Annotated in this window: 12 protein-coding genes; 8 read left to right on the top strand and 4 right to left on the bottom strand. The window is 29.5% G+C overall.

The window, feature by feature from the left end; translation table 11 throughout:
• The 7 genes from trpC to HMPREF2629_RS05120 all read left to right on the top strand — a co-directional run bounded on the left by trpC (nt 1) and on the right by HMPREF2629_RS05120 (nt 8482).
• A complete protein-coding gene (gene trpC, locus HMPREF2629_RS05150) occupies nt 1-780 on the top strand; it encodes an indole-3-glycerol phosphate synthase TrpC (protein ID WP_017174689.1) in 780 nt (259 codons plus the stop codon).
• A complete protein-coding gene (locus tag HMPREF2629_RS05145) occupies nt 777-1436 on the top strand; it encodes a phosphoribosylanthranilate isomerase (protein ID WP_048681664.1) in 660 nt (219 codons plus the stop codon). Before trpC ends, HMPREF2629_RS05145 begins: the two co-directional genes overlap by 4 nt.
• A complete protein-coding gene (trpB, locus tag HMPREF2629_RS05140; protein ID WP_049419822.1) occupies nt 1408-2622 on the top strand; it encodes a tryptophan synthase subunit beta in 1215 nt (404 codons plus the stop codon). The genes HMPREF2629_RS05145 and trpB overlap by 29 nt, the downstream gene beginning before the upstream one ends.
• The gene (trpA, locus tag HMPREF2629_RS05135) at nt 2615-3349 is read left to right on the top strand and encodes a tryptophan synthase subunit alpha (RefSeq protein ID WP_049419823.1); all 735 of its coding nucleotides are present in this window, start codon (nt 2615-2617) and stop codon (nt 3347-3349) included. The genes trpB and trpA overlap by 8 nt, the downstream gene beginning before the upstream one ends.
• Nucleotides 3350-3695: 346 nt before the next feature.
• A complete protein-coding gene (locus HMPREF2629_RS05130; protein WP_017174693.1) occupies nt 3696-4958 on the top strand; it encodes an aminoacyltransferase in 1263 nt (420 codons plus the stop codon).
• Nucleotides 4959-4976: 18 nt separating this feature from the next.
• A complete protein-coding gene (locus HMPREF2629_RS05125; RefSeq protein WP_017174694.1) occupies nt 4977-6236 on the top strand; it encodes an aminoacyltransferase in 1260 nt (419 codons plus the stop codon).
• Between the two features lie 1232 nt (nt 6237-7468).
• The gene (locus HMPREF2629_RS05120) at nt 7469-8482 is read left to right on the top strand and encodes a siderophore ABC transporter substrate-binding protein (RefSeq protein WP_017174695.1); all 1014 of its coding nucleotides are present in this window, start codon (nt 7469-7471) and stop codon (nt 8480-8482) included.
• Nucleotides 8483-8560: 78 nt separating this feature from the next.
• Here the strand turns inward: HMPREF2629_RS05120 and HMPREF2629_RS05115 are convergent, their stop codons facing one another.
• Nucleotides 8561-8905, bottom strand: a complete 345-nt coding sequence (locus tag HMPREF2629_RS05115) for a membrane protein (protein WP_017174696.1) — start codon at nt 8903-8905, stop codon at nt 8561-8563.
• A gap of 167 nt (nt 8906-9072) precedes the next feature.
• On the opposite strand from HMPREF2629_RS05115, the gene pepF reads away from it, so the two are divergent.
• Nucleotides 9073-10881: an oligoendopeptidase F gene (pepF, locus tag HMPREF2629_RS05110; protein ID WP_017174697.1), complete on the top strand. Its 1809-nt coding sequence runs from the start codon at nt 9073-9075 to the stop codon at nt 10879-10881.
• Between the two features lie 99 nt (nt 10882-10980).
• Here the strand turns inward: pepF and phoU are convergent, their stop codons facing one another.
• The 3 genes from phoU to pstA form a co-directional block, all read right to left on the bottom strand.
• Nucleotides 10981-11631, bottom strand: coding sequence for a phosphate signaling complex protein PhoU (phoU, locus tag HMPREF2629_RS05105; protein WP_017174698.1), 651 nt, complete (start codon nt 11629-11631; stop codon nt 10981-10983).
• A 6-nt stretch (nt 11632-11637) separates the two neighbouring features.
• Complete coding sequence (gene pstB, locus HMPREF2629_RS05100) at nt 11638-12564, bottom strand: phosphate ABC transporter ATP-binding protein PstB (RefSeq protein ID WP_017174699.1); 927 nt, start codon at nt 12562-12564, stop codon at nt 11638-11640.
• A 77-nt stretch (nt 12565-12641) separates the two neighbouring features.
• A complete protein-coding gene (gene pstA / locus HMPREF2629_RS05095) occupies nt 12642-13562 on the bottom strand; it encodes a phosphate ABC transporter permease PstA (RefSeq protein WP_017174700.1) in 921 nt (306 codons plus the stop codon).
• Nucleotide 13563: the final 1 nt, after the last annotated feature.

Below are 13563 nucleotides of genomic sequence, written 5' to 3'. Positions count from 1 at the left end.
TTGACAATATTAGATGAGATTGTACAGTATAAAAAACAGTTACTAAACGATGGGTATTATACAGATAAAATAAAACATATTAAAAAAGTTGATGTATCTTATAAGTCAGCTCTAGAAACCACTTTGAAAAGGGAATCAACATTGAGTATTATTGCAGAAATAAAATCTAAAAGTCCTTCTGTAAAAGCATTCAAGGACATTAACTTAGAGCATCAAATTGCTAAATATGAAAATCATGGAGCAAGTGCTATTTCAATTTTAACCGATGAAAAATATTTTGGAGGAAGTTTTGAACGTCTACAAACGTTAACACAACTCACACATTTACCAGTATTATGTAAGGATTTTATCATTGATCCGCTTCAAATTGATCTTGCTAAGAGAGCCGGAGCTTCTATTATTTTATTAATAGTAAATATTTTAACCAATGATACACTTCAGTCTTTATATCATTATGCAATATCTCAAAACTTAGAAGTCTTAGTTGAAGTTCATAACAAAGAAGAGTTAGAACGCGCTTATCAAATTAAACCTAAAATCATTGGTATAAATAATAGAGATTTAAAAACATTTATTACTAAAGTAGAACATACTAATGACATTTTGGAAATGAAAAAAGAAGGTTATTACTATATTTCTGAAAGTGGTATTACAACTTTAAATGATGTAAAAAAAATTGTAAGTAGTGGCATAGACGGATTACTTGTGGGAGGAGCTTTAATGAATAGTAATAATATATCATCGTTATTACCTTCATTAAAACTAAATAAAGAGAAATGAATATACTAAAATTTTGTGGTTTTAAAACAAAAAGTGATATTTTAAAAGCCAATTCCTTAGACATAGATATGATAGGTTTTATTCATTATCCAAAAAGTAAACGTCATTTAAATATAGAACAAATTAACTATTTAAATCAATTTGTAGCAAAGCACATTCATCGAGTTATAGTTGTTGTGAATCCTACATATAAAGAATTAAATACATTGTTGCAACAAACCAATGTGAACGGCATTCAATTTCATGGTAATGAAACAATTGAATTAATCCAAAAAGTTAAATTAAATTTTAAGAATATTAAGATAATTAAAGCGTTGCCGGCTACAGAAAACTTGAATAGAGATATGAATCAATATAAGCCATGGGTAGATTTATTTATTATTGATACCCCTTCAATTCAATTTGGTGGTACTGGTCAAACGTTTAATTGGAAAATATTAGAATCAGTAAGCCAAGACATTCCTTATCTTATTGCAGGAGGAATAAATATAAGTGCTATTCAACAGATTGAAAAGCTGGATTTATCACATAAAGGCTATGATATATCCAGTGGTATAGAGACAAATGAATGCAAGGATAAATTGAAAATGGAAACAATTATAAATTACGTTAAAGGGAGCTTAGAATATGAAACAGATACAAACGGAAGCAAATGAACTAGGTTTTTTTGGTGAGTATGGAGGACAATATGTACCGGAAACATTAATGCCAGCTATCATTGAATTAAAGAGAGCGTATAAAAAAGCAAAAAATGATCCTAAATTCCAACAAAAGATAGCATATTATTTAAAGGATTATGTTGGGAGAGAAACACCCTTAACTTATGCGAAATCATATACAGAAACATTAGGTGGGGCTAAAATTTATTTAAAAAGAGAAGATTTAAATCATACTGGTGCCCACAAAATCAATAATGCCATAGGTCAAGCATTGCTCGCTAAACGAATGGGCAAAAATAAACTTGTTGCAGAAACGGGAGCTGGACAACATGGAGTTGCAAGTGCCACAGTGGCTGCATTATTTGATATGGAACTGATTGTTTTTATGGGAAGAGAAGACATCAAAAGACAACAACTTAATGTATTTAGAATGGAATTATTAGGAGCTAAAGTTGAAGCTGTGGATGAAGGTCAAGGAACTTTATCTGACGCAGTTAATAAAGCGCTACAGTATTGGGTAAGTCACGTGGAAGATACACATTATTTATTAGGATCAGCTTTAGGGCCGGATCCTTTTCCAACGATGGTTAGAGATTTTCAGAGTGTAATTGGTCAAGAAATAAAATCACAAATATTAGAGAAAGAACATCGTTTGCCAGATGCAGTAGTTGCTTGTGTAGGAGGAGGTTCTAATGCAATAGGAACATTTTATCCTTTTATCGAAGATGATGTGAAATTATACGGTGTGGAGGCAGCTGGCAGAGGTAAGGATACTAATCAACATGCACTTGCGATAGGGAAAGGAAAGACCGGTGTGCTTCATGGATCAAAAATGTATTTAATCCAAGATGAACATGGACAAATTGAATTGGCACATTCTATCTCAGCAGGATTAGATTATCCAGGTATTGGACCTGAACATTCATATTATCATGATATTGGAAGAGTAACCTATGAATGTGCTAGCGATGAAGAAGCAATGGAAGCACTTGTCCGCTTCACCAAAATAGAAGGTATTATCCCCGCTATAGAAAGTGCACATGCATTAAGTTATGTAGAAAAATTAGCACCTAAAATGAAACAAAACGATATATTAGTAGTGACAATATCTGGACGCGGAGATAAAGATATGGAAACGATTCAACAATATATACAACAGAGAAAGGAGGATAAAAATGAGTAAATTATTTATTCCTTACATCATGGGTAATAGACAATTTTTAGAAAATGTAAAATTACTTGATAAAAGTGGAGCAGATATTATAGAAATTGGTGTTCCATTTTCAGATCCTGTAGCTGATGGACCCATCATTATGAAAGCTGGTCATGAAGCACTTAAAGATCATATAACAATCGACTATATATTTGATGAGTTAGATAAACATCAAAATGAAATTAATTGTAAATGTGTTCTAATGACATACTATAATGTTATTTTAAGTTATGGAGAAAAAGCCTTTTTTAAAAAATGCGATGATATTGGTGTTTATGGAGTAATTATTCCAGATTTACCATTTGAATTAATAGAACAATTAAAACAACAATTAAATCATAATAGAGTAGTAAAAATAATTTCATTAATAGCAATGACGACAGATATAAATCGTATACAAAATATAGCAAAACATGCTGAAGGATTTATCTATACTGTAACTATGAATGCTACTACAGGAGAAGATGGAACGTTTCATCCAAAGCTTAAAGACCAGATAAAAATGATTAAATCTTTTACAGCTCTTCCAGTTGTAGCAGGATTTGGAATAAGAACTACAGACCATATAAAAGATTTGGTAAAAGATGTAGATGGTGTTGTTATTGGAAGTGAAATCGTTCGAAGATTTGAAAATGATGACTTAAATCAAACAGGAGAATACTTAAGGGAGATTAGACAAATTTTAAATAACTATTAGCATAGTATAAAATAAAAGCTATTTAGAGTATTCATAGCATGAAATACTTAAGAATTAGTAGCAATGTAGTATTAATTGATTTAAAATAAAATTAGATATGAATTTAAGAGCTGAAAATCATTCTTTTTCAGCTCTTATTATTTGGAGAAGATAGAAGAAGCCAAGAATTTAAGAGCATTTAGGTTAATTGGAAGTATATACAGGTTTATATTTTAGTTTTAACCTTATCTAGTGTATACTTATTGAGATTAGACCGATGCGTATTCACAACATATACATAAGCTAAAATTTTAAAATTAGTCAACTCAAATTAAATAAAGATTCTAAATTAGGAGTTATAGAGATAATGAAGTTTACAAATTTAACAGCTACAGAATTTGGCGATTTTACTGAAAAAATGCCATATAGCCATTTTACACAAATGACTGAAAATTATGAGTTAAAAGTTGCCGAGAAAACTGAAACTCATTTAGTAGGAATTAAAAATAAAGATAATGAAGTCATTGCTGCTTGTATGCTAACTGCTGTACCCGTTATGAAAATTTTTAAATATTTTTATTCAAATCGTGGTCCAGTCATTGATTATGAAAACAAAGAGCTCGTTCACTTTTTCTTTAACGAATTAAGTAAATATTTAAAACAGCAACGTTGTTTATACGTACGTATAGACCCTTATTTGCCTTATCAATATCGTAATCATGATGGTGATATTACAGGGAATGCTGGGAATGATTGGTTCTTTGATAAAATGAAGCAATTAGGATATCAACACGAAGGGTTTACAACAGGATTTGATCCAATATTACAAATTCGGTTCCATTCAGTTTTAAATTTAAAGGATAAAACTGCTAAAGATGTATTAAATGGAATGGATAGTTTACGAAAAAGAAATACTAAAAAAGTCCAAAAAAATGGTGTTAAAGTAAGATTTCTTACTAAAGAAGAATTACCTATTTTCAGATCATTTATGGAAGATACATCAGAGACTAAAGAATTTTCTGATAGAGAGGATAGTTTCTACTATAATCGATTTGATCATTTTAAAGATAGAGTATTAGTACCTCTCGCATATATAAAATTTGATGAATATCTTGAAGAACTTCATGCAGAACGTCAGACATTAAATAAAGACTTAAACAAAGCTCTAAAAGATATTGAAAAACGACCAGATAACAAAAAAGCACAAAATAAAAAAATAAATTTAGAACAGCAATTAAAAGCAAATGAGCAAAAAATTGATGAAGCAACACAACTTCAATTAGAACACGGTAACGAATTACCAATATCTGCTGGATTCTTCTTTATTAATCCATTTGAAGTTGTATATTATGCAGGTGGAACGTCAAATAAATATAGACACTTCGCTGGAAGTTATGCAGTTCAATGGACTATGATTAATTATGCAATTGATCATGGCATTGACCGTTATAATTTTTATGGGATTAGTGGTCATTTTACAGATGATGCTGAAGATGCAGGTGTTGTGAAATTTAAAAAGGGATTTAATGCAGATGTAATTGAATATGTTGGTGATTTCGTTAAACCTATAAATAAACCGATGTATTCACTATATACAATACTTAAAAAAATTAAAAAAAGATTGAATTAAGAGGGGAATAGTGCGAATATGAAATTTACAGAGTTAACAGTTAAAGAATATGAAACCTTCGTACAAAATCCATCATTAGAGAGTCATTACTTCCAAGTTACTGAAAATATAAAAACTAGAGAAAATGACGGATTTGAAGTTGTGTTATTAGGTGTAAAAGATGAAAGTAATAAAGTGATTGCTGCAAGTCTTTTCTCAAAAATTCCAACTATGGGAAGTTATGTATACTATTCAAATCGTGGACCAGTGATGGATTATTCCGATTTAGGTCTTGTTGATTTTTACCTACGAGAATTAGAAAAATACCTACACCAACATCAATGTTTATATGTAAAACTTGATCCATATTGGATTTATCAAATTTACGATAAAGATATCAATTCGGTAGAAGGTCACGAAAAAAATGATGCTTTAGTTAATTTATTTAAATCACATGGTTACGAACATCATGGTTTCACTACGAAATATGATCGCTCTAGTCAAGTGAGATGGATGGGCGTAAATTATCTAAAAGGTGAAACACCTGCATCATTGAAAAAGCAGTTTGATAGTCAACGTAAAAGAAATATAAATAAAGCGATAAACTATGGAGTAAAAGTAAGATTTCTTAAAAGAGATGAACTAAATATTTTCTTAGACTTGTATCGTGAAACAGAAGCACGTACTGGTTTTGTATCAAAAACAGATGAATATTTTTATAATTTTATAGATACATACGGCGATAAAGCATTAGTGCCATTAGCATATATTGATTTAGATGACTATATTAAATCATTGCAAACCTCTTTAAATGATAAAGAAACGCGTCGTGATCAAATGATGTCTAAAGAAAATAAAAGTGACAAACAGCTGAAAAAAATTGCTGAATTAGATAAACAAATAGAACACGACCAAAAAGAACTCTTACATGCAAGTGAATTACGTCAAACTGATGGACAAATTTTAAACTTAGCTTCTGGAGTATACTTTGCAAATGCTTATGAAGTAAATTATTTCTCAGGTGGCTCATCAGAAAAATACAATAATTATATGGGACCATATATGATGCATTGGTTCATGATGAATTATTGCTTTGATCATGGATATGATCGATATAATTTTTATGGTTTATCTGGTGATTTTACTGAAAATAGTGAAGATTATGGTGTTTATCGCTTTAAAAGAGGGTTTAATGTGTATATCGAGGAGTTAATTGGGGATTTCTATAAACCAATTAATAAACCTAAATATTGGCTATTTAAAACATTGAATCGTATACGTAAGAAGATTAAAAAATAACAATTAGAATAAAAAGCATATTGGCAATCTTGCCAGTATGCTTTTTTATAATTAGTGATAGAGACTAATTATAAATAGTGTAGGTAAATTCTAAGTTGTAAATACAAGTTGCATCCTACAAATTAATAATAGCATATCAATTATTTTTATCAATGATACACCAAAAGAAATTTATTTTTAATATTTTATAATAAATGAAATTTATAGTGTTTTATAATTTGAATAATAAATACATAGTTATAATATCATTAAATAACTAATCTAATTGGAATCATTCCGCTTTAGATTGTTTTGAGAAATAATTAAGAACGATTGTATGAATCGTAATGCCAATATCCATGATTCAATACTTTAGATAATGATTACCGAACTGTAGAAAAAATAACTTTAAATAAATACTACTAAAATTAGAATGCATGGGCATATGTAAACGAGTTAAGGTATATATTAAAACTTTAAATAATCTGTATTTTGTTAAAAAGCTTAAATTGAAGATATTCATATAAAAATACAGATTTCGACAATTTAGTTTACATAATATATATTATAGGAAGTTGTATATATAACGATCAGGGGACCTATTCTATTTTAATTACACTTCAATGATATATTTTAGTTATAATTCTTTGGTTAACATTGATCTATCTAAAATGATTGACTTAGTTATAATTTGTTATGATAAAAATCAACTACATTATATGTATTATATATAATGTAGAAAATACTAATATGAATTTAGTGTTCGATATTTGTGACATAATTTATTTTGATAATTAATATAGTAATGAATCAATTATTGAATGCTTAGCTAGTTTACATAATGCAAGATACCATATGAATTTGCAGATAAATAATTTATATCTTTTGTTCTACCTTATCAATTTAAAGATTATCGGTGATATTGGAACCATTATTTCTAATAACAATTATTTCAAAGAAAGACTTTAATATCATAAAAAGTGATCCATTCTTATAAGTTTGACTATCGTCTCGTCTATTAAGACGATTTTACTAAATATACCTTTCCAGTATTATGAGCAACATACCCCTTTTAAAATCATCAAATAAGTCAATAAGGCTACTTATTTTAAGTCTAATATACATGTTAAAGAAATCACCAACAATATAAAAGGAATATGTAATATTTTAGGTAAAATAAGATAATAAAATGTAAATATTTAATTGATAATGATTATCATTTTCTATTATAATACTTTCTAGGAGGTTAGAAAATGCAAAAATCATTTAAATATATTCTATTAATTTTATCAGTTATTTTAATCTTATCAGCATGTGATAAGCAATCGGATTCAAATTCTTCATCTAGTAAAGATACCATTACAGTAAAAAATACATATGAATTTAAGGATAAGAATCATACACATAGTAGAGGCAAAAATAAAACAGAAACAGTTAAAGTACCAGTTAATCCGAAACGTGTAGCAGTACTAGATTATGGCGCGTTAGATATTATGCAGCAAATGGGACTTCAAGACAAAATAGTTTCTATTGCTAAAGGACAAGGTGCTTCATTTTTGCCTTCTTCCCTTTCGGAATTTAAAAACAGTAAATATACAAATCTAGGCAATCCAGGAAGACCTAATTATGATGAATTAGCTAAATCAAAACCTAATGTTATCTTTGCTTCATTTAGACAAGCACATACGAAAACAATAGATGAAATGAAAAAAGCGGCGCCTAATGCTAAGATTTTATTTGTTAGTCCCGATAATGATAATTATATTTCATCAATTAAAGAACATACGACATTGTTTGGTAAAATTTTCAAAAAAGAAGAAAAAGCAAAAGCACTTAATCATAAATTAAGTGAAGAAGTGAAAGAGGCTAAAAAAGTAATTAATAAAGATACCGTATTACTTTTAAATGTTGATGATAAAGGCATTAGTGCCTTCGGACCAACTGGTAGATTTGGAGGCTTCTTAAATAAAGATTTAGGAATTAACCACGCTGATCCTAAAATGAAAGCAAATTCAGCTGGTAATATAGTTACTAATGAGTATTTAAATAAAATTAATCCTGATAAATTGTTTGTAATTAATCGAACTAAAAATGCGGATGACAAAACGTTACCTTCTGCTTTGAATAATCAAGTGATAAAAGATATGAAAGCAATAAAAAATCACCAAGTCTATCAATTTGAAGCTAATGCTTGGTATTTTAGTGAAGGTGGCATTGAAACAACTATTCATCAATTAAACAAAATTGAAAAAGCCTTTAAAAAATAATCCTTTTATACACTATTAAAAATATAAATGGGAGTGGGATAACGAATTCAAAATGAATTCTATCCTACTCCCTTATATTTATCTTCTATCACGACGACGATACATGTACTCGTCGTTATCATATTTTTTCATCTCTTTTTCCAATTGCTTTTCTTTACGTTCTCGGCGCCATCCTCTTGTAAAATACCATAAAAGGAAACTAATCATTAAACTGATAATGGCAAGAAAAGCGGCATAGCCTAATAAAGGCTGGAACGTTATATTATAAAAATTAGGAATAAAGAAAGCTAATACTGCTAAAACAACGAAGGTAATTACTGCTGCTGAAAACCATTTTTTCAGTACCAATGTACAAAAGACAGTTAATACCATCATTGCTAGGATTGTGATCCAAAGATAATTTGGCATATCAAATATCGTCATAAAAAACGCCTCAACTTTTATATTTTATAATATGTAATATACAATACTTTTATAAATAATTATACCTTCTTAATTATTAAAATGACTCAGACTAAAGGCTTAAAACTGAGTTTACAAATAATATTATGTATAATATATATGAGAATAACTATTTAGGAGTGAATAAAATGAACACAGGCTTACCACTCAGAAAACATGTTCCAGATAATGAAAAATGGAATTTAGAAGATTTATTTACGAATGATGAAGCATTTTATAATACTTTAAATGATGTATTAGAGAAATCCGCTCAATTTAATCAAAAATATAAAAATAATTTATCAGAAACTAAAATTATTCTAGATGCACTTAAAGAATATGAAGACTTACTTATACAATTTGATCGATTAGGTAATTATGCTGAACTTAGATTAAGTGTTGATACTACAAATGAATTAGCGCAAACATTAAATGCCAAACTATCAACATCTTATGGTAAGATATCTAGTTTATTATCATTTGTTGAATCTGAAATAATGATACTCTCTGATGATAAATTAAAAGAGCTAAAAGAGCAGTTCAATAGTCCTCATTATCTAGAAAAATTAATAAAACGTAAACCTTATCAATTATCTTCAGAAGTTGAAGAAGTGCTTGCCAGTTTGTCGCCTACTTTTCAAAGTGCTTATGAACTCTATGGAACAACTAAAATGCTTGATATTGCGTTTGAATCGTTTGAACATAATCATGAAATGTATCCTTTAGATTATGCAACTTTTGAAAATGAGTATGAAGACAGTTCAGATCCAGAGTTTAGACGTAAAAGTTTCGAAGCTTTTAGTAATGCATTGCGTAAATATCAACACACAACAGCTGCAACATATAATCAACATGTACAACAAGAAAAAATTGAGGCTAATTTAAGAGGCTATGATTCTGTTATAGATTATTTACTACAAGAACAAGAAGTTACACGTGAAATGTATGATAGACAAATTGATGTCATCATGAGTGATTTAGCACCTGTGATGCAAAAATATGCTAAAATACTGCAAAGAATTCATAACTTAGATAAAATGCGATTTGAAGATTTAAAAATATCAGTTGATCCTAGTTATGAACCAGATATTTCAATAGAAGACTCAAAACAATATATTCACGGTGCTTTAGGTGTTTTAGGCGATGACTATATTAAAATGGTTGATAATGCTTATAATCATCAATGGATTGATTTTGCTCAAAATAAAGGTAAAGATACTGGTGCGTATTGTGCTAGCCCTTATTTTACGCATTCATATGTATTTATTTCATGGACAGGTAAAATGGCAGAAACTTTCGTATTAGCGCATGAATTGGGTCACGCTGGTCATTTTACATTGTCACAAAAACATCAACATTTATTAGATTCAGAAGCATCTATGTATTTTGTAGAAGCACCTTCTACAATGAATGAAATGCTGATGGCAAACTACTTATTTAGTAATAGTAATGATGCACGGTTTAAACGATGGGTGATTGGCTCAATTATATCTCGCACATATTATCATAATATGGTCACGCATTTACTGGAAGCAGCATATCAAAGAGAAGTATACAAAAAAGTTGATAACGGTGAATCTTTAACAGCACCCGTTCTTAATAAGTTAATGAGAAACGTTTATGAACAATTCTTTGGTGATGCGGTTGAACTTACTGATGGAATGGAATTAACGTGGATGAGACAACCACATTATTATATGGGATTATATTCATATACGTATTCAGCTGGATTAACTATTGGCACAGTGGTCTCTCAAAAAATTAAAAAAGAAGGACAAAAAGCAGTCGATGCATGGTTAGAAACGTTAAAAGCTGGAGGAAGTAAAAATCCAGTTGAACTTGCAAAAGTAGCAGGAGTTGATATAACAACAAATGCCCCACTTAAATCTACTATTGCGTATATTTCAGAATTAGTAGATGAAGTAGAAACACTTACAAATGAAATTGAACATAATTAATATATTATAAAGGAGTGAGACACGATTCAAAATGAATCGTGTCTCACTCCTTTACTTTGATTTTTTTAGTTTGAATAAAACTATCAACTATAAAGTAGTTTAACGATCATATTTATCAAAATGTTCACCAGTAAAGTAATAATAAATACTTTCTGCTATATTTCTTACATGATCCCCTACTCTTTCTAAGTTACGTGCAGCTAAATGCGCTTGACCAGCTACAAATGGATCATTATCAATTAGATAAGTTGTGTTAACAATATTCACGTATAAATCATCAATATCTTTATCACGTTCGATAATTTCTTTAATCAATGTTAAATCTTCACTTTTAACAGCAGTATTTAAGTCTTCTAACATTAATAATGCAAGTTTACCCATTGTTTTTAAACGTGTTAAGACATAATGATCTGTAATTTTTACTCTTAGTCGAATATGAGCGATATTTGCAGCATTATCCCCCATTCTTTCAAAATCAGTAGAAATTTTTAAAGCTGCCATCATCATTCTTAAATCAGTAGCAATTGGTTGTTGTTTCGTAATTAACATGATTACTTGTTCGTTAATGTCATAATCAAATTTGTTAATTTCTTTATCTTTTTCAATGACGTGTCTAGCAAAGTTTCTATCATCTTCACTTAATGATTCAATAGCATTGTTAACATTTGAATAAACACGAAGACCAAGACGACGAAGTTCTTTAATTAAATCGTCCAATTGGCCTTCATATTTTTGTCTAATAATTTTCATTAAGCATTAACCAAAACGACCAGAAATATAATCTTCTGTTTGTTTGTCTGAAGGATTAGAGAAGATTTTATCAGTATCGTCATATTCATTTACATAACCATTAAGGAAGAATGCTGTTTTATCAGAAACACGTGCAGCTTGTTGCATGTTGTGTGTAACCATAATGATAGAATAATTTTCTTTTAATTCTTGAACCAGTTCTTCAACTCTTAAAGTAGAGATAGGATCTAATGCTGATGTAGGTTCATCCATTAAAATAACATCTGGTTCAATTGCTAAACATCTAGCAATACAAACACGTTGTTGTTGTCCCCCAGATAATCCATACGCATTTGTATGTAATCTGTCTTTTAATTCATCCCAAATTGCAGCACCACGTAATGACTTTTCAACAATTTCATCAAGTAATTTTTTATCTTTAATACCATGGATTTTTGGACCATAAGTAATATTATCATAAATTGATTTAGGAAATGGATTTGGTTGTTGGAATACCATTCCTACATTCGTTCTTAATTTTTCTTTTGAATAGTTGTTATCAAAAATATTTTGTTCTCTGTATAAAATTTTACCAGCAGTTTTAACTGATGGTACTAATTCAACCATACGATTTAATGTTTTAATATACGTTGATTTACCACAACCAGAAGGACCGATAATAGCAGTGACATTATTTTCTAAGATATCTAAATTGATGTTTTGTAAAGCATGATTTTCACCATACCATAAATCTAAATTTTGAGTTGAATAAACTACTTTTCTTTCACTGTCAGGTTTAATATTTTTTTTATTTTCGCTATTAGTTGTTACAATTGTTGTCTTTTGAGACTGATTGTCGTTTGTTGGATGAGTGTGATTTGAGTGTTGATCAACAACATCATTTGTATGTTGTTCAATGTTCTTTTTCTTTTCATCTACGTTGATTTTTGCCATATATAAAACTCCTTTTATTTTAAGAGAGAAAGCAGAAATCTTTCTCTCTATCCCAAATAACTTTAATAATAAAATGCTTAATATTTTCTAGAAAATTTATTACGTAAGAAAATTGCTAAACCGTTCATTAATAATAAGATAACAAGTAATACGATAATACCTGCTGAAGCCACGTTTTGGAATTCAGCTTGTGGCATTTTAGCCCAAGTATAAATTTGAGTTGGTAAAGCAGTAAACATTGAGAATAAACCAGATGGTACTGCTAAGAAAATAGTTGGAATACCGATTAAGATTAATGGTGCTGTTTCACCTAATGCACGTGAAAGTGATAAAATAAATCCCGTTAAAATACCAGGTAAAGCAGCGGGTAAAACCACTTTTCTAATTGTTTGCCATTTATTTCCACCTAGACCATAAGATGCTTCTCTTACAGAATTAGGTACGGCACGAATCGCTTCCTGGCTTGAAACGATAATAATCGGTAAGATAAGTAATGACATTGTTAAAGCAGCAGCGATAACAGTATTTCCTAAAGATAATGATTCAATACCAGCGCCACGTACAAATAATGTTAATCCTAATAAACCAAATACAATTGAAGGCACACCAGCTAAGTTAGAAATACAAATTTTAACGAAACTTGTAAACATATTATCGCGTGCGTATTCTTCAAGATAAATTGCTGTACCAACACCTAAGATAATAGAGATTGGGATGATAGTAATCATTAACCATAATGTACCAGCTAATGCGCCTTTAATCCCAGCTTGTGATGGTGTTGAAGATGAGAAACTTGTAAAGAATTCAGGTGTTAAATGTCCTACACCTTTTACAAGTGTTTGAATCAGTAATGCGGCAAGAACGATTAAAGCAAATACAATACATGCAAAGAATAGCCATTTATTAAGACTATTTTTTTTATCGCGACTAGATAGGTTTTTTTCGACTTTACTTTTGTCAACTAAACCTTTAGTTCTTGGATCAGTCGTTGCTGTCATA

This window comes from Staphylococcus sp. HMSC034C12 (genome assembly GCF_001835895.1).
Classification (GTDB): domain Bacteria; phylum Bacillota; class Bacilli; order Staphylococcales; family Staphylococcaceae; genus Staphylococcus; species Staphylococcus hominis.
This window is presented reverse-complemented; position numbering and strand designations above follow the sequence as displayed.

What these genes read in the sequence shown, in the direction of transcription:
- HMPREF2629_RS05115 (WP_017174696.1), bottom strand. Translation starts at nt 8,905, where the DNA reads ATGACGATATTTGATATGCCAAATTATCTTTGGATCACAATCCTAGCA.
- HMPREF2629_RS05130 (WP_017174693.1), top strand. Translation starts at nt 3,696, where the DNA reads ATGAAGTTTACAAATTTAACAGCTACAGAATTTGGCGATTTTACTGAA.
- HMPREF2629_RS05125 (WP_017174694.1), top strand. Translation starts at nt 4,977, where the DNA reads ATGAAATTTACAGAGTTAACAGTTAAAGAATATGAAACCTTCGTACAA.
- HMPREF2629_RS05145 (WP_048681664.1), top strand. Translation starts at nt 777, where the DNA reads ATGAATATACTAAAATTTTGTGGTTTTAAAACAAAAAGTGATATTTTA.
- pstA (WP_017174700.1), bottom strand. Translation starts at nt 13,562, where the DNA reads ATGACAGCAACGACTGATCCAAGAACTAAAGGTTTAGTTGACAAAAGT.
- pstB (WP_017174699.1), bottom strand. Translation starts at nt 12,564, where the DNA reads ATGGCAAAAATCAACGTAGATGAAAAGAAAAAGAACATTGAACAACAT.
- trpB (WP_049419822.1), top strand. Translation starts at nt 1,408, where the DNA reads ATGAAACAGATACAAACGGAAGCAAATGAACTAGGTTTTTTTGGTGAG.
- trpA (WP_049419823.1), top strand. Translation starts at nt 2,615, where the DNA reads ATGAGTAAATTATTTATTCCTTACATCATGGGTAATAGACAATTTTTA.
- HMPREF2629_RS05120 (WP_017174695.1), top strand. Translation starts at nt 7,469, where the DNA reads ATGCAAAAATCATTTAAATATATTCTATTAATTTTATCAGTTATTTTA.
- pepF (WP_017174697.1), top strand. Translation starts at nt 9,073, where the DNA reads ATGAACACAGGCTTACCACTCAGAAAACATGTTCCAGATAATGAAAAA.
- phoU (WP_017174698.1), bottom strand. Translation starts at nt 11,631, where the DNA reads ATGAAAATTATTAGACAAAAATATGAAGGCCAATTGGACGATTTAATT.